Consider the following 15,826-nt stretch of genomic DNA (forward strand, 5'->3'; position numbering starts at 1 on the left):
CTACGAATGTTCTCCTCCCGTCGGACAGCGACTCATGTCGTCTGATCCCCACGAAGCAGCAGAAGCGCGAAGAATGCAGAGACCGAGGCCAGCGCGCCGATCCAGAGCGCGCTGCTGCCGAGATGCTCCACCATCAGTCCCAGCGCAAGCGGCGCGAAGGCGCCCGTTGCCCTCGAAGGCAGCGAAATCATCCCGACCCGTCTACCGAACCCGACCGGCCCAAACAGCGCCAACGGCAGCGTACCACGGGCAATGGTGATGATGCCGTTGCCCGCGCCATACAGCACCGTGAAGAGCGGTGCGAGCAAAGGACCGCCCGCGACCAGCGCAAGCACCCCGATCGGATTCATGAGCATGGCGAGCCGCGCCGACAGCAGCGGATGAAACCGGCCAAGCCATCCTGCTTCCAGAAGGCGGGCGCCGACTTGCGCCGGTCCGACCAGTGCTCCCGCCAGCAACGCCTGTGCCGGCGTGGCGCCGAACGCAACCAGCATGGTGGGCAGGATGGCCGAGACGCCGGAGCTGACAAAACTCGCGGCCGCAAACATGTACGCCAGCAATATCATTGCGAAGGTTTCGCTCTGACCGCCGGATTGCTGGCTTGCGCCCGTGCTCGGTCCAGCCTCCTGATGCAACGGAGCGGCACGGGGCAGCGCAAGGTTGAGCGGCAAGGCAAGGCTGATGTGGATCACCGCCCAAAGCTGGCAGGCCGCGCGCCAGCCGTACTCCGTGGCGAGCCAAGTCGTGAGCGGCCAGCCGAGCGTGCTGGCGAAACCGGCGATCAGGGTGATGCCGGTGATCGTTCGTCGCGCATCGGCGCCGTAAATGCGCGCAAGCGTCGCGAACGCGGCTTCATAGAGGCCCATGCCCATGCCGATGCCGAGCAGGATCCAGGCTGCGATCAGCACCGCTATGCCATAGGCCACGGACAGCAGCAGCAAGCCCGCCGCGAAAACGAGGTTCGAGACGGCAAGCAGGCCGCGCCCACCGAACGTATCGATGGCGTGCCCAACGCGCGGACCAAGCAGGCCGGAGATGACGAGCGCTCCCGACAGCGCGCCGAACACGTAAGTCGGCGCAAGACCGAGATCGCCCGCGATCGGCGCGGCCAGGATCGCAGGAAGATAGTAGCTCGACGCCCACGCGATGGTCTGCGCGGTGCCGAGGGCGATGACGACGGTGAGCGGGCCTGCAGTGCCTCGACTCATGAGCAGCCGCACCCCGCACCGCCTGCCTTCTTCGCGGATTCATCGGCGGCACAGCAGGCCGAAGGTTCGGCCTTGGCCGGACCGCCGCAGCATCCCGCCGCGGCGGCGGACGCCACGCTGCCGCGTGTGCAGACGCCGGTCTCCGGCAGCACGAGCTCGACCCGTGCCGCGGCCTTCTTGTCGCCGGCAATGTCGGCGACGATCGAGCGGACCTGCTCGTATCCGGTCAACATCAGGAAGGTCGGCGCCCGGCCGTAGGATTTCATGCCGGCCAGATAAAAGCCCGGCTCATCATGCGCCAGCTCGCGCGCGCCGTGAGGCCGCACCGTTCCGCAGCTATGCTCGTTGGGGTCGATGAGCGGCGCGAGCGCGAGGGGCGCCTCGATCGCCGGATCGAGCCGCAGCCGCAGCTCGGACAGAAACGAGAGATCAGGCCGGAAGCCGGTCGACACCACCAGCTCATCCGCAATCACACTCCGCGCAGCCGAGCCGGCGCCTGCCGAAATCCTGAGGCGGCCTTCGATCTCCGAAATGTGAGTGACAGCGAAGCCGGTCTCGACCGCGATCTTTCCGGCAGTCACGAGCGCGGCGAAGGCTGAGCCCAGCTCGCCGCGCGCGGCAAGCTTGTCGTTGCGGCCGCCGCCAAAGGCCTTTGCCGGATCGTCCCCGCGCAACAGCCAAACGGGCCTGGTGCCGGGCGCCCACTCGGCGAGCTGCGCGAGATCAATCAGCGTGCCCAGCGCGGAATGGCCCGCACCGAGCACGGCGACGGTCTTACCGGCGTATCTGCTGCGAGCGGAGCCGCGCACAGCCGGCATGCCATAGGCGATGCGGCCGGCGCATTCGCGTTCGCCGAGCGCCGGCAGACCGTTGCTGCCGGCGGGATTGGGCGAGAACCACGTGCCGGAGACGTCGATGACGGCATCGGCGCGCAGCACTTCGTCGCCTTTGCCGTTCTGGTAGCGGATTTCGAACGGCGCCTGGTCCCGCCCCTTCGTCTTCGCCTTGTCGAAGCCGGCGCGGCTGATCGCCGTGACGCGGCTCGAGGTCCGGATCGTCTCGCGCAGCGGCGTTCGCGTGGCCAGCGGCGCGAGATAGCGCTCGATCAGCTCGCCGCCGGTGGGATAGGAGCTTGGGTCCGGCGAATTCCATCCCGTCGGCGCAAGCAGGCGCGCTGCGGCCTTGTCGACATTGTATTCCCACGGCGAGAAGAGCTGGACGTGCTGCCATTGCCGCACGGCATGCCCGGCCTCGGGCCCGGCTTCGAGCACGACAGGGGACATGCCGCGTTCGCGCACATGAGCGGCGGCCGCGAGGCCGACTGGCCCCGCCCCGATGATGGCTACCGTCTTGTCCATTCCGAATCCTCCATCTTTCTAGAATTATGGAATAACTGGCCAAATCAATCAGGCTGCGGTCTGCGCAGCCTTGCATCCCGCTTCTTCCGCACAGCACTCCGCGGCCAGGAAATCGACCAGCCCGCGCATGGCGTCAAAATTGGCGCGGCAGATCAGGGTCGTCGATTCCCTGATCTGACTGACCAATCCGACCGAGACCAGCGTCTTGATGTGGTGCGACAAGGTCGACGCCGGAATCTTCAGCTTGTCCTGCAGGCGGCCGACCGGCATGCCCGCGTGCCCGGCCCGGACCAGCGCCCGGTAAATCTGCAGGCGGGTCCGATTCCCCAGGGCTTCCAAGCGTGCTGCTGCGTCGTCGATCTTCATGCGCGACATGATGCGCCTGTGCAGCCCCGCTGTCAAACGATAATTCTAGAATATTGGAAATACGAGGTCGCCTGGATTTCGGGTTGACATGTTGCCGGAAATTTCCATAAATCTGGATATATGGAAACAGAGCAAGCCGTCCTGGCGCTCGCCGCGCTGTCTCAACCGACCCGTCTGGAGGCGTTCCGGACGCTGGTCAGGCACGAGCCTGACGGTCTTGCGGCCGGCGATCTCGCCCGCCTGTTGGAAGTCCCGCAAAACACGCTGTCGGCGCATCTGTCGATTCTGAGCCGCGCCCGCCTCGTGTCCTCCGAGCGGCACAGTCGCTCGATCGTCTACCGCGCCAATCTCGGCGAATTCCGCGACGTCGCGCTCTTCCTGCTGCGCGATTGCTGCGGCGGACGGCCGGAGGTTTGCGAGCCCGTCGTCGAGACCTTGCAATCGTGCTGCTCGCCAAAACGAAAGGAGCGAAGCCGTGTCTGATCACAGGTTTAACGTCTTGTTCCTATGCACCGGCAACTCGGCGCGATCGATCTTGGCTGAGTCGATCCTGCGCAAGGACGGCGGCGGCCGCTTTCAGTCCTTCTCCGCCGGCAGCGCCCCGAAAGGCGCAGTTCATCCGCTGGCGTTGCGCACGCTGGAACAGACGGGCTATCCCACCGACGGAATGCGCTCGAAAAGCTGGCTGGAGTTTGCCGCTCCGGATGCACCGGTGATGGATTTCGTCTTCACCGTCTGCGACAACGCAGCGGGCGAGTCCTGTCCGATCTGGCCGGGCCAGCCGATGACGGCACATTGGGGCATCGAGGATCCTGCCGCGGCAGAGGGTTCAGAACTGGAGAAACAGGCGGCATTCGTCACCGCGTTTCGCTATCTGAGAAACCGCATCGCTACATTCGTGAACCTCCCGCTGAGGAGCATCGACAAGCTTTCGCTCGGCATCAAGCTGCGCGAAATCGGCCGCTCCGAAGGTGCAACCGATTTGGCGCCGAAGGCCGGCTGATGGACAGTTTCGATCTCCCGCGGCGCCTCGCGGCTGAAGCGCTCGGCACGGGTATTCTGGTCGCCACCGTGGTCGGCTCCGGCATCATGGCGGAAACGCTGACCAAGGACGTCGCCCTTGCGCTGCTCTGCAACACCTTGCCGACCGGGGCCATTCTGGTTGTCCTGATCACGGTGCTCGGTCCGATCTCCGGCGCACATTTCAATCCCGCAGTGACGCTCGTCTTCACCGGCAAGCGCGAGCTGCCGGTCAACGAGGCCGCGCTTTACGTGATCGCGCAGATCGCTGGCGGCATCGCGGGAACGCTGGCGGCGCATCTGATGTTCGGCCTGCCGCTGCTCGACCTCTCGACGAAGGTCCGAACCGGAGGGCCGCAATGGTTCGCCGAAGCGGTCGCTGCGTTCGGGCTGGTCGCGACGATCCTGGCCGGCATCCGGTTTCAGCGGACGGCCATCCCCTGGCTGGTCGGCCTTTACATCACGGCCGCCTATTGGTTCACGGCTTCCACGTCGTTTGCCAACCCTGCGGTGGCCATCGCAAGGTCGCTGACGAACACGTTCGCCGGCATTCGCCCCGCTGACCTGCCCGGATTCATCCTCGCGGAACTCTGCGGCGCCTTCGCGGGCATGCTGCTGATGAACTGGTTGCTCGGCCGCTCACGCGCGTCCGCCTCGGTCGCAATCACGGAGACAGTTCGATGACCGTCACGATCTATCACAATCCCGCCTGTGGCACCTCGCGCAACACGCTGGCGATGATCCGGCAGAGCGGCGTCGAGCCTGATGTCATCGAATATCTGAAGACTCCACCCTCGCGGGACAAGCTCAAGGAACTGATCGCGACCATGGGCATTCCGGTCCGCGCGCTGCTGCGCGAGAAGGGAACGCCTTACAAGGAGCTCGGCCTGGACGACCCCAAATGGAGCGATGAGCAGCTCCTCGATGTCATGATCGCCCACCCTATCCTCATCAACCGGCCGATCGTGGTGACGCCAAAGGGCACGCGCTTGTGCCGGCCGTCGGAAGCCGTGGTCGATCTCCTGGACAATCCGGTTGGCCGGTTCGTGAAAGAGGACGGCGAGGTGGTGGAAGCGCGCTAGGCCTGAAGGCGCGCCGTGAGACAGATGCAGTCGAGCTAGCCCAGCAAGCCCTTCAACCCCGCATAGATCGAGCCGATACCGGTCGCAGCAACGCCCGCGAGCGGCCCGACGGTCTGCATGAGATCCTGAATCAAGCGGGCACGACGGCGCAGCTGTTCCTCGCCGACATGCTGCCCGAGCAGCCGCGCCACCCTGAATGCGAAAGCGTTCGGCTTGCCTCCCTGCGTCAGCACACGCGGCAGGATCTGGAAGATCACGACGCTGAGAATGTTGCCGGAGACGAAGGCGAGCAGGATGCTCGCGCCATATTCGAACACTTCACGCCATTCGATCCAGATCGTCGGAAGGATCGGAACATGGTCATGGATCCCCGTAACCGTCAGCATCGATAGGACGCTGACGGCCGCTGCCAGGAACGCCAGCACGAACGCCGTCAGGGCGGACACCCGGTGCAACGGATAGGCCACGAAGCCGAACAGCAGCGGTATGGCGATCGATGCAATCCGGAGCGGGATGGGGGACACGTTGAAGGTGATGGTCACGAGCACGTGCGCGATCACCAGCAGCAGGGCTGGAATGACCACATAGAGCACCGCATGCGTTCCGTAATAGCGCAGCGGATTGTTGTAGCGCTCGAGACGGACGTTGACGCGATCGAGATCCCGCCTGAGCTTGTCCAGCTCGGCAACGATCTCGTCGATCTCGAGGAGCGTCGGTCGCACGACGCGCAAGTCGCGCGAACAATGCTTGCACGCGATGGCTTCGTCCTTGATCGTCTCGGCGCAGAACGGACATTCCATCGCTAGCGCGACTTCCCTCGCCTCATAATGGCTTCGATCTCGCCTCTGGCCCGCTTCAGTTCATCGCGCAGATCCTCGCGCTTGCGCAAGAGATCGTCGCGCTCGGCAAGCAACGTGGCGGGAACGGCGATGTCGCGCCCGCACGAGGCGCAGACCAGCGCACCCTCGGCATTTTCCGACCGGCAGTAGAGGCACGCCACTTGCGAGTTCACCTGCGAGCTCACTTGGGCGCAACCTTCAGGGTGAAGACGGTCGTGCCCGGCCGGCCATCGCTGTCCTTGATGTCGACACGCATCGTGTACTCCCCCGGCGGCAACTCCGCATCCTGCATGTTGATGCCATCTGGCTGCACGAAGGGCCTGACCCGAGGCGTCAGGTCGACGTTCGGCGTTCGGAGGAAGATCACCTTGACCGATTCCGGATCGATCTTGGCCCCGCCATAGGACTGGAATTTCAACACCAGCCGCAGAGGAGAATTCGCGGGAGCGCCCGGCGAGACGAACTCAATTTTCGGGCCGCGCATGATGCCGCGCTGATCGACGGCGACCGCGCCTTTGGGAGGCGGCAGCTTGGCCTCCTCTTCCGTGATCAATGGCGCGGCGAGCGAGGATCCCGCGGCCAACAGACCCGCAACCACCAGAGCCAGTAGAGCATTCCGCTTCATTTTCCTTGCCCCCTTTCCCATTCGTCAACGCAAGCCGCCATCGCCGATGATCGTGTAAGGCGCCCAGAACAGCGGATGCGCATAGGCAAACTCGGTCTTGCCCTCGCTGTTGAGATAGCCGGGACCATCGACAAGAGCCATCGTCGCCTGGCGCAGCGCTTCGCTGCGCGACAGCTTGGGATCGTCGGCCTGCCGCTTGAACAGGTCCGTCACCAATTGCCGCGCCGACTGGGAGTGCACCGACCAGTTCGTCACCAGCAGGGCGCGCGTGCCGGCGTAGAAGAACGCGCGGCCCAACCCGGAGGCCGCCTCGGCCCCTGCGCCTGCGCCGGCGCCGGTATTGCAGGCCGACAGGACGACCCAGTCCGCATCGAGCTTGAGACCGAGAATCTCTTCCATCGTCAGCAGTCCGTCGCCGCCCTCGCCCGTCACCACCGGCGACGACAGAGCGAGCGCCGGCTGCGTCAGCCCGTTGAGTTCGCCCGGGACCAGACCGTGGGTCGCAAAGGCCAGGATCCTGAAGCCGGAGAGATTCATCGTCTTCACCGCGCTCTCGGTCGCGCTCTTGCCGAGGAACAGCACCTTCGAGGGATCCGCCTGCAAGGCCAGCGCGATCGACTTCAACTCATCGGCGGTATCGGGAAGCCGAGGCAGCAGACCGAGTTCGGCGCTATCGACGCCGTCGAGCTTGGGACTGTTGCGCCGCTTCAGCGGCCCGCCGCGCGTGATGTTGCCGCCGGCATCGGCCAGCTGAATCTTCTCACCCGTGCCTTCCGCCTCGGCGTGCTGATCGCTGTTGAAATAGGGATCGCCGAACGCGACGAGGTCGCCGCGGCCGGGCTTGCCCGGCGGCAACTGCCGCAGCGTGCGCAGCGCCGCCGCCGACGGCACCGTCGACACGGCATGGGTTCGCGCCAGCCACGGCACGTTGCGATAACCGACGAAGAGCGGGTCTTCGTCGGCGGCCACCTCCGCCGGTGCCGTCGGCAACAAGGCGAGCGGCAGCAGGCCCAGCGCACCGTTGGTGACAACGATCAGGTTCTTGGCCGGCTTCCAGCCGCTCTCGACCGGCTTGAGCAGCAGCTCGTACAACTCATGGCCGAGCTTGAGATCGAACGGTGGAATGTCCGAGATCATCGCCGCCTGCGGCTCGAGCGCCTCGCGCAGCTTGCGGATCTTGCTCTCGATGTCGCCGATCCTGGCCTGGACGGCGGCGAATGCCACCGGCCCCGACTTCGGCACGGCCCAGACGAAGCTGCCGTTCTGGCCGAAATAGAACGACAGCATGGCCTCGCCGTCGGTCAGCGTCGCGCGGATCTCGGCGACGCTCGGCGGCCTGGGCGAGACGAGATCGGCATAGATCGGGAATTTCTGCTTGATCTCCTGGCGCGCCTTGTCGCGCTGGCCGCGCAACGCCGCGATCGAGGCCTGTATCTGCTGCACGCCTTTCTCGTCGCGTTCCGCTGCGGGAAGCGCGAGCACGTTGTTGAGCGTACCGAGCTGGGCGTTGACCTGCTTGCTCAGATCCTGCTCCTTGCGCACGAGCTCGGCCAGCGCGGGATCCTTTGCCGCCGCACGCGCACTCGAGGCAGCCAGCGCCTGCTGCACCGAGCGGCCGCGGACGGCATCGGCCAGGCTGAATGTCTCTTCGCCGACATTGGTGCCGCCTCCTTCCACCCTGCCGAGCAGCAGCAGATAGCTCTCGACGATGGTCTGCAGCCGCTGGCTGCGCGCGGCCACCACGGTCGTGTTCTCGTCGTCGGCGTTATCGTTGGCGCTCGCCATCATCACCGGAATGGCGGCCTTGAACTCCCTGATCGCGTCGGCATCGCGGCGGGCGCGCATCAATCCGACCGCCAGCGTGCCGCGTGCCGAGGCGGCGTCGAAATGATTCTCCCCCACCCGCGCGATCTGCCTCTTCACGAGCTGCTCCGCGGCGGCAATGCCGGCGTCCAGCTGCCCGGAATCATAGAGGGACAGGATGCGAGAGGGATTGAGCTCGAACACCTGGCGGCGCTGCGGGTCCCAGCCGGCGACGGCCTTTTCTATCCTCGCAAACATTTCGCCCGCTTCGGCGTTCTGGCGGCGAAGCGTCAGGATGCCCGCAAGCTGCGACAGCAACTGCACCGTCGCCTGCGAATCCTCGGGCACACCCACCGTCTTGTTGATGTCGAGGGCGACACGGCCGAGCTTCTCGGCCTCCTCGTAGCGGCCCTGGTCGACCAAAATGCCCGCCATCCCCATGACGAAGCGCGGCGTGACCGGATTGTACTTGCCGGTATCCTTCAGGCGCGACAGCAGCGCGCGGCGCGCATCCACCTCGGCCTCGGCCAGCTTGCCCTGCTTCGCCTTCATGCGCGCCTGGCTCAACACGGTGCCATCGATCGCCTGCAGCAGAAGGGTCTCGGCCGGCGCACTGTCCGACGCCATGATGGCCTTCGTGCTTGCGCGCTTGCGCAGCTCGGCGGTGCGATAGGCGGCCTCGGCATCGGCGAACTGTCCGCGTGCCTCGAAGATCGCGGCGCGAGTGAGCTCCAGCTCGCCTTCCCAGCTCTGGCCGAACTTCGCATAGGCCGCACGCCAATTGGGATGGCCGCTGGTGCGGGCCTCCTGGATCGCGGTCTGGGTGCGGCGGAGATAGGCTTCGGCCTGTGCGAGGTCGCCCATCTGGATGAGAACGACCGCGATCCCACGGTTCGTCACGAACTGAAATCCCTTGGCGCCCGGCATGCTGGCCGATTCGCGCAAAAGTCTCTGCATGATCTCGAGCGCGCGCTTCGGATCGCCCGCGAGCGAGTGTTGCAGGGACTGGAGCTGCAACATGCGCCCCAGCAAATTCGGGCCGACTGCGCCGCGCCCGACCTCCACGGCCTTGTCGGCGTCAGCCATCGCTTCGGCGAGCCGGCCGAGCTGCGCGCGTGCATTGGCGCGATCGAAATAGAGCTGCGCGAGGTCCTGGCGGGACTCCTTGCCCGTGGGCACGGCGTCGGCCTCCGACTTCAATTCCGCGATCATCTTCTCGTTGGGCTTGTCGCCGTCGAGGATCGCCGTGATGTCGGAGATGCTGCGCGGCGGGGCGACGAAATCCTTCGGCAGTGCCGTGCCTGCCTCGAGCTTGGGCGCCGTTTCCTTGGGAAGCTCGACGGCGACATTGGCGCGGCCATTGGCGGCATTGAGCGCCGCCATGACACAGGCCCTGACCTGCGGCGTTGCTTTTGCCCGGCAGGCTTCGAGATTTGCGCCTCCGGCAGGTCCGCCGCCGGCGCGCATGCAGGCCTGCACGATCGGCTTGCCGACCCTCATCCGGCAATTCTCGAGCGCTGCTTCCTTGGTCAGCGCGGCCGCGGAGCCAGTCGATCCGAGCAGAATGGCAACTGCCAACAGGCGGCCCGAGGAAATGTCCAGACGGCTCTTGCGCGGATGCGCGGCGTTTAAGCTCATCTCGAAGGACCTTTGGATAAAATGAATTCGAAGAAACGATGCGATCCTATCCGGCCGGCGCGGAAGGACAAGGGCCATCAATGCGGTTCCCGGAGAACCTCAACCAGGTGGGCGGCGGCAGGCGGCGCACTCCCGTGGAACCGGTCAGGCGGCCCGGGGAATCGGGCCGATCGGCCGCGGGGCGGCCGCGCTCAAAGGGCTGAGGACCCGTGCTTAGCCCTTCGAGACCACCGCGCGACCATAGGGCGGTTGCCCCTGGACCGGCGGATTGGCGGTCTGGGCGGCGAGCTCGCCGATCAGGCGGTCGGCATCGGCGGCCATGCCGTCGGGGGCCTGGATCACCAGGCGCTCCAGCGCCCAGCGATAGGACGAGATGCGCTGCTCCAGGCATTGCTGCACCCACTGGATGATCAGCGAGTTCTCCTGCATGCGCGCGACCGCGTCGTCCCTCTCCCTCGGCGACAGCGCGGAGACACGCGCCATGCTGGCATCGCGCTTCCTGTCGAGATCGATGACGCGGATCGCGGATGCGAAGAACGGCTCGAAGCGGGTGATGTCGTTGCGCACGTCCTCGATCAGCTGCGCATAGCGCGAGGAATGCGAGCGGTGCGGCTCGTCGATCAGGGTGCGCCCGTACATGGTGCGGTCGAACACGACCTTCTGCCGCCACGGCGAGGGCAGCGCCTTGTAGTCGCCGAACACGCTCTTCCATGCGGGGCGCGACAGCGGCGGCTCGATCATGGGATAGGCGAGATCGCGAAGCTGGCGCTCTTCGTCGGTGAGCTGGAATTGCGATGGTCTCAGGCCGACGCTGGAGGTGACCTCCGCACCGAGCCAGCGATGCATGTCGTCGCTGCGCATGCTCTCGCGGGTGCGGCCGAAGTCGCCGCCGCTACACGCCGCGAGCAACGCGCCTAGCAGCGTGAGCAGGACGGCCGATAGGACAGGCCGGATCTGGCGGATGACGTCCGGCATTGCATGAAGCCGAATGTCAGCGGCGGCGACGACGGCGCCCCGGCGCTGTGCCCTGCTCCGGTCCGCGATCGCCGCTGGTTTCGTCCGCCTCGCGCTCGATTCGAATCACGGGAAGGATCAGAACCGTTCCCATGTCCGCGCGCGGAGCGACATCCCCGGACGAGCCCACCCGGCGACCGGCCGGAAATTCGATGATGGTCCCCATGTCAGCTCTCTTCAATTGCCGCGCGACCGAACGCGCCCCAGCAACATGCATTCATTAAGATCAGCTCATGGTTAACGGGGTGTAAACGGGCCGCTTCAACCGTAGCCGCACGGACCGCGCCGCGCCGTCCCGTTGCGGCACGACAACGCCTCAAATTGCAGGGCCGGCTTCACGCCTCGTTTTCCTTAACGAGGCTTTAAACGAAGCTGCGCTAGGCTCGCCCCCAAGTATCTTTCCCGAGTTGCGTACGCCTCCATGACCAAGTCGCTGTTTCCCGGATTCGACGGGCTGATGACCCTGTCCCGTCGCGAAGGTGTCGATGTCCGTCCGACGCTGCTGCGCGTGCTGACCGACCTCTATGTCCAGACGAGCACCCACAGCGACGACGAGCAGCGGCAATTCGTCGAGCTCGCCACGCGGCTGATCGACCAAGTCGACGATGCGACGCGCGCGGCCGTCAAGGCCCGCCTCGCGGTCTATCCGCAGACGCCCGTCCCGATCCTGCAGAAGCTCGGCCTGGTCGCCACCCAGGAGGGCCGCAGGGTTCCACTGGCCCGGGAGATCCCCGCCCCGCCGCGCGCGTCTGCTCCGGCGCGCGTGCCGACCGAGGCCGAGCAACGCATGGCCGCCAACTTGGCGATGCAGCCGAAAGAGGCGGCCGAGATCCACGACATGTTCTTCCGCGCCGGCGCCTCCGAGCGCGCGCTGATCCTGCATAATCTGGCGCAGACCCCGCTGAAAGCCGCCCCCCGTATTCCGACCGTGCGCGCCAAGCGCGCGATCCAGATCCTGGAGATGGCGGCGATCGCGGGCGATATCGAAAGCTTCACCTTCGAGCTCGGCGACAGCCTGATCCTGCCCTCGCGCGTCGCAGCCCAGATCGTCGACGATGCCGGCGGCGAGGCGCTTGCCGTTGCCGCACGCGCGCTCGACATGCCGAGCCCGGTGTTCCAGCGCATTCTCTTGTTCTTCAAGCCGGAGATCGGAACGTCCGTGAACGCCGTGTACCGCCTGTCGCGGCTCTATGACCGTCTCGCCGAGCGATCGGCGCTGGTGATGCTGGCGGCCTGGCGCGGCTCGACGCTCGCGGTCACCCGCGCGAAGTATCAGTCCTCGCTGCATGACGGGGAGCGCCAGCGCGCACGCGCCGGCGCGAGCCAGACGCGGCCGGGCGTGCAGCCCGGCTCGAGCCCGGCGGTGCGGACGGGGACTAATCCGTCGGATCGCTGATTTGCTTACGCCGCCTCAGCGTGCGGCAGCGGTGAGGCACGCAACGAACTCCAACCCCGTCATTGCGAGCAATGACGGTTGAAGCTACGCCTTGGCCAATTCCAGAAAATGCCGGCCCGCGCGATCCTCGGTCTCGACGATCCAGGCATCCGGATCGAAGCGGATTTCCTTGATCAGCCGCTCCTCGATCGTGTGATCCGGCAGAGGCTGCGGCGCGACAGGGACGAAGAAGCGATCGACCGGCCGGCCGTCGTCATAGACGGTCTGCGGCGCCGGCGCATACAGCATCGCGTTGCCGTCGAGCATCGACACCTTCACGAACACCGCGCCCGCCTCCTCGGCACCGCGGCGCCGCACGGCGCCGAACACGCCCTCGGTCTGGCACCGGCGCAAGTAAGCCGCCACCCAAATATTGGATTTCAAACGCATGAATTCGACGATAGGCCAGTGCGAGGCCTCACGCCAGCTTTACGTCTCACGCCTTGCGCGTGCCGTCCTGACCACCGCGAATCTGCGTTGCGATGAAGTATGACAGCGGCATAGCGAGTGCAAATCCTACCGCCACGGCATAGGGGATGTTCCTGATGGCGTCGGCGGCAAAACTCGGGACCATGAGCACCACGATGAGGCTGATGCCCGCCAGCGTCGTGCCGAGCATGATCCAGACGAGAATCGAGACCTTGAACATGACGACCTCTCTTCCTTGATGAGATGAGCCATCTTGTTCCTGCGGCCGCCGGCCGTCATTGATCCCACTCAAATCGCAATCGTATCGGATCCGGTCCATCGTGCCGGCGCCAGCAATTGACCTGCGTCAACGACACTCGACGTGCGGCTATTCGACCGGGCGGCCGATCGCAGCGGCGAGCTCGCGCAGCAGCCGGTCCGAGACCTGGCCGGTGACCTGCATCTTGTGCTCGCGCTCGAACTTCTGGATCGCGGCCTGGGTCTCGCCGCTCATGGTGCCCGTGATTTTCAGATTGCCGTAGCCGTATTCGGACAGCGCGCGCTGCACGCCGGCGATGCGGCGTGCGGCCGGGCTTTGCGCCGGGATCGGCGCCGGCGGACGCAGGGCCGCGGGCGGCGTCGAGGTGGTCGCCTTGACCAGATTGGTCATCGGATCATTCGAGCGCGTCGAGGCGGTCGCCTCGACCGGCTTTTCGGCAGCACGCTCGGCGGGCTTGGGCTCGGCAGGCTTAGGCTCGACACGGAACTCGGTCGCGCGCGGCTCGAGCGGCGAGGTATCGGCGCCGACGGGGCGCGGACGCGGCATGGGATTCGACAGCGGCACGGACGACGGCGCGGGAAGATTGATCACCGTGCCGAACATCGGCGCGGGATGCCGGCCGGTCTGGAGGAACAGCGCATTGGCAACGATCGCGGCGATCGCGGCGACGGCGACGAGGCCGGCCAGCGTGTCCTTGGGGCTGTGCAGCAGCACGCGCATCACGAGGTTGCGCTCGGTCTCGACGTCGACAACCGCAGCTTTGGCGCCACGGCGGCGCGGAGCGGCTTCGTCCTTGGCAGACTTCTTAGGCACTTTTCTTCACCAGAGCGGGTTGGTCCTGAGACTGGTCGTGAGCTTGGTCTTGAAGATCCTGACCTTGAAGTTCTTGGCGCAGCACAGGCGTCAGCGTCGCAATCTTGCGCTCGGCCGGCTTGGCTTGCGGCGGCGTGTAGACGAGCGGCAGCTTGACGGTGACCGCCGTGCCCTCGCCCAACCTGCTTTGTACCGTCAATTCGCCGAGATGCAACGCCACGAGACTCTTCACGATCGAGAGTCCAAGGCCGGTGCCCTCGTGACGGCGCTGATAGGTCGTGCCGGCCTGGAAGAACGGCGCGCCGATGCGCTTGAGATCGTCGGGCGCGATGCCGACGCCGGTGTCGCTGATGCGCAGCGTCAGCTGCGAGCCGGACACCGCGGCCGATACGCAGACCTGACCGCCGCGCTCTGTGAACTTGATGGCGTTGGCGACGAGGTTGAGCACGATCTGCTTGAAGGCCCTGGGATCGCCGGTCATGACGGGCAGGTCCTGCGGCGCGTCGGTGATCAGGTCGATGCCGTTCTCCCGCGCCTTCAGCGCCAGCAAATTGCAGCAATGCAATAGCGAAGCGCGCGGCGCGAACGGCTCGGACGCGATCTCGAAATTGCCCGATTCCATCTTCGACATGTCCAGGATGCCGTTGACGACCGACAGCAGGTGCTGGCCGGAATCGTTGATCAGCTGGGCGTATTCCTTGCGCTGCGCAGCACCCAGCATCAAGGCCTGCTCCTGCGCGATCATCTCGGAGAAGCCGATGATGGCGTTGAGCGGCGTGCGCAGCTCGTGGCTCATGGTGGCGAGGAAGCGCGTCTTGGCGGCATCGGCCGCCTCGGCGGCGCTGCGCGCCTGGTCCAGCGCCTGCTCGAAAAGCTTGCGGTCGGTGACGTCGCGCATCACCGCGACGACTTCGGCTTCGCACGTGACGTCACGCGCGCTGTCCTGATCGAGCGGACGGCAGCGCATCTCGACCCAGATGAAATCGACCTGGCCGCGCTCGGCGGCGGGCTCGCGCCGCAGCCTGAACTCGACGCTGCGCACCTCGCCGCGCGCCGCGTCGGACAGTGCCGTGAGATAGGCCGGCCGATCGGCGACATGGACACGGTCGAACAGGCCGTGGCCGAGCAGTTGCGCCACCTGCGCTCCGAGCATGGCCTCCACCGCCGGCGAGATGAATTGCACCGCACCGTTGCGCTGATGCCGCGAGATGACATCGCTCATGTTGCGCGCCAGCAGGCGGTAACGCTCCTCCTCGCGCGACAACAGCGCGACGCTGGTGCGCGCGAGCGATTCCGCGCCGAAGGCGAGGCCGGCGGCATAAAGAGTGGCAGACGTGACCCCGAAAGCCATCAGCACGCCGCGCTCGGCGGCACTCGGCTCAACCACCGGCAGCCAGCCGAGCTGGCTGACCAGAATCAGCATTCCGGCGCAGGACAGCGCAAGCAGCGAGGCAAACGCCGCGACGCGGCGCGAGGCCGACAGCGCAGCTTCGAGCGGAACCACGATCAGCCAGACCGCGGCGAAGGATTCGATGCCGCCTGTCGTGATCGCGACAGCCATGATCAGGCCGGCGAGCGCCAGCGACGACAGCACGTGTGCGCCCTCGTAACGGCCGGTGCGCGACAGGAACCAGGACAACATGATCGGCGCGATCAGCCAGGCAAAGGCCGCGACCTCGATCGCGCTCGGGGCGCCGCGCATGGCGAGATAGACCGGAAATGCAGCGAAGGCGGCAAGGCTGCCGAGCAGCCGCGGTGCCATGAAGGCGCGATGGCGCGCGCGCATCAGCGCATCGTAGCGCGCGGAGGGATGCAGCAGTGCATCGAGACAATCGCGGATGATACTCAAAACTGTCACGGGTCTCGCGCTTCGGCTCAATCGTCTCTTGGAAGACGCGCCGGAACGCCTCCTTGTCGTTGAGCCACCGTGTCAGAGC

General features: G+C 66.1%; 18 protein-coding genes. 5 read left to right on the forward strand and 13 right to left on the reverse strand.

Translation table 11 applies throughout. The features are described 5' to 3' along the window. Positions 1 to 32: 32 nt before the first annotated feature. Genes I6F20_RS17985 through I6F20_RS17995 form a run of 3 tightly spaced genes read right to left on the reverse strand, consistent with a single transcriptional unit; the run spans position 33 to position 2,932 of the window. Positions 33 to 1,208, reverse strand: coding sequence for an MFS transporter (locus I6F20_RS17985; RefSeq protein ID WP_249787848.1), 1,176 nt, complete (start codon positions 1,206 to 1,208; stop codon positions 33 to 35). Continuing rightward, on the reverse strand, positions 1,205 to 2,566 hold the full coding sequence (locus I6F20_RS17990; protein WP_225127212.1) for an NAD(P)-binding domain-containing protein: 1,362 nt from the start codon (positions 2,564 to 2,566) through the stop codon (positions 1,205 to 1,207). The genes I6F20_RS17985 and I6F20_RS17990 overlap by 4 nt, the downstream gene beginning before the upstream one ends. A 48-nt stretch (positions 2,567 to 2,614) precedes the next feature. Continuing rightward, positions 2,615 to 2,932 (reverse strand): ArsR/SmtB family transcription factor, encoded by a 318-nt coding sequence (locus tag I6F20_RS17995; protein WP_036005951.1) that lies wholly within the window; start codon positions 2,930 to 2,932, stop codon positions 2,615 to 2,617. A gap of 120 nt (positions 2,933 to 3,052) precedes the next feature. Between I6F20_RS17995 and I6F20_RS18000 the strand changes: the two genes are divergently transcribed. The 4 genes from I6F20_RS18000 to arsC are packed head-to-tail and all read left to right on the forward strand — an operon-like array spanning position 3,053 to position 5,034. After that, entirely contained in the window at positions 3,053 to 3,415 is a 363-nt protein-coding gene (locus I6F20_RS18000) for an ArsR/SmtB family transcription factor (protein ID WP_225127214.1), read from the forward strand. A gap of 52 nt (positions 3,416 to 3,467) precedes the next feature. Further along, positions 3,468 to 3,935, forward strand: a complete 468-nt coding sequence (locus tag I6F20_RS18005) for an arsenate reductase ArsC (protein ID WP_249781831.1) — start codon at positions 3,468 to 3,470, stop codon at positions 3,933 to 3,935. Then, positions 3,935 to 4,636, forward strand: a complete 702-nt coding sequence (locus tag I6F20_RS18010; protein WP_036005890.1) for an aquaporin — start codon at positions 3,935 to 3,937, stop codon at positions 4,634 to 4,636. The genes I6F20_RS18005 and I6F20_RS18010 overlap by 1 nt, the downstream gene beginning before the upstream one ends. Further along, positions 4,633 to 5,034, forward strand: a complete 402-nt coding sequence (gene arsC, locus I6F20_RS18015; protein ID WP_225127217.1) for an arsenate reductase (glutaredoxin) — start codon at positions 4,633 to 4,635, stop codon at positions 5,032 to 5,034. The genes I6F20_RS18010 and arsC overlap by 4 nt, the downstream gene beginning before the upstream one ends. A 35-nt stretch (positions 5,035 to 5,069) precedes the next feature. Here arsC and I6F20_RS18020 read toward each other — a convergent pair whose 3' ends face one another. The 6 genes from I6F20_RS18020 to I6F20_RS18045 all read right to left on the reverse strand — a co-directional run bounded on the left by I6F20_RS18020 (position 5,070) and on the right by I6F20_RS18045 (position 11,119). Beyond that, positions 5,070 to 5,834, reverse strand: coding sequence for a hypothetical protein (locus tag I6F20_RS18020; RefSeq protein WP_036005895.1), 765 nt, complete (start codon positions 5,832 to 5,834; stop codon positions 5,070 to 5,072). Between the two features lie 2 nt (positions 5,835 to 5,836). After that, positions 5,837 to 6,046 carry a hypothetical protein gene (locus I6F20_RS18025; protein WP_036005954.1) on the reverse strand — a complete coding sequence of 70 codons (210 nt, stop codon included), beginning with the start codon at positions 6,044 to 6,046 and terminating at the stop codon, positions 5,837 to 5,839. An 8-nt stretch (positions 6,047 to 6,054) separates the two neighbouring features. Continuing rightward, a complete protein-coding gene (locus tag I6F20_RS18030; RefSeq protein WP_036023194.1) occupies positions 6,055 to 6,498 on the reverse strand; it encodes a hypothetical protein in 444 nt (147 codons plus the stop codon). A gap of 24 nt (positions 6,499 to 6,522) precedes the next feature. Then, positions 6,523 to 9,939, reverse strand: a complete 3,417-nt coding sequence (locus I6F20_RS18035; protein WP_225127219.1) for a CHAT domain-containing protein — start codon at positions 9,937 to 9,939, stop codon at positions 6,523 to 6,525. Positions 9,940 to 10,152: 213 nt separating this feature from the next. Then, positions 10,153 to 10,914: a hypothetical protein gene (locus tag I6F20_RS18040; RefSeq protein WP_036023191.1), complete on the reverse strand. Its 762-nt coding sequence runs from the start codon at positions 10,912 to 10,914 to the stop codon at positions 10,153 to 10,155. 16 nt (positions 10,915 to 10,930) lie between these two features. Then, a complete protein-coding gene (locus tag I6F20_RS18045; RefSeq protein WP_036005903.1) occupies positions 10,931 to 11,119 on the reverse strand; it encodes a hypothetical protein in 189 nt (62 codons plus the stop codon). Between the two features lie 255 nt (positions 11,120 to 11,374). On the opposite strand from I6F20_RS18045, the gene I6F20_RS18050 reads away from it, so the two are divergent. Next, positions 11,375 to 12,349 carry a DUF2336 domain-containing protein gene (locus I6F20_RS18050; RefSeq protein WP_036005905.1) on the forward strand — a complete coding sequence of 325 codons (975 nt, stop codon included), beginning with the start codon at positions 11,375 to 11,377 and terminating at the stop codon, positions 12,347 to 12,349. Between the two features lie 84 nt (positions 12,350 to 12,433). Here the strand turns inward: I6F20_RS18050 and I6F20_RS18055 are convergent, their stop codons facing one another. The 4 genes from I6F20_RS18055 to I6F20_RS18070 all read right to left on the reverse strand — a co-directional run bounded on the left by I6F20_RS18055 (position 12,434) and on the right by I6F20_RS18070 (position 15,747). Further along, complete coding sequence (locus I6F20_RS18055) at positions 12,434 to 12,778, reverse strand: DUF1491 family protein (protein ID WP_225127221.1); 345 nt, start codon at positions 12,776 to 12,778, stop codon at positions 12,434 to 12,436. A 46-nt stretch (positions 12,779 to 12,824) separates the two neighbouring features. Further along, positions 12,825 to 13,037, reverse strand: coding sequence for a hypothetical protein (locus I6F20_RS18060; RefSeq protein ID WP_024339804.1), 213 nt, complete (start codon positions 13,035 to 13,037; stop codon positions 12,825 to 12,827). Between the two features lie 147 nt (positions 13,038 to 13,184). Continuing rightward, positions 13,185 to 13,889 carry a peptidoglycan-binding domain-containing protein gene (locus I6F20_RS18065; protein ID WP_036005910.1) on the reverse strand — a complete coding sequence of 235 codons (705 nt, stop codon included), beginning with the start codon at positions 13,887 to 13,889 and terminating at the stop codon, positions 13,185 to 13,187. Then, the gene (locus I6F20_RS18070) at positions 13,882 to 15,747 is read right to left on the reverse strand and encodes a sensor histidine kinase (protein WP_057027184.1); all 1,866 of its coding nucleotides are present in this window, start codon (positions 15,745 to 15,747) and stop codon (positions 13,882 to 13,884) included. Before I6F20_RS18070 ends, I6F20_RS18065 begins: the two co-directional genes overlap by 8 nt. Positions 15,748 to 15,826: the final 79 nt, after the last annotated feature.

The sequence above is a fragment of the Bradyrhizobium sp. IC3123 genome (assembly GCF_020193625.1).
Taxonomy (GTDB): Bacteria; Pseudomonadota; Alphaproteobacteria; order Rhizobiales; family Xanthobacteraceae; genus Bradyrhizobium; species Bradyrhizobium yuanmingense.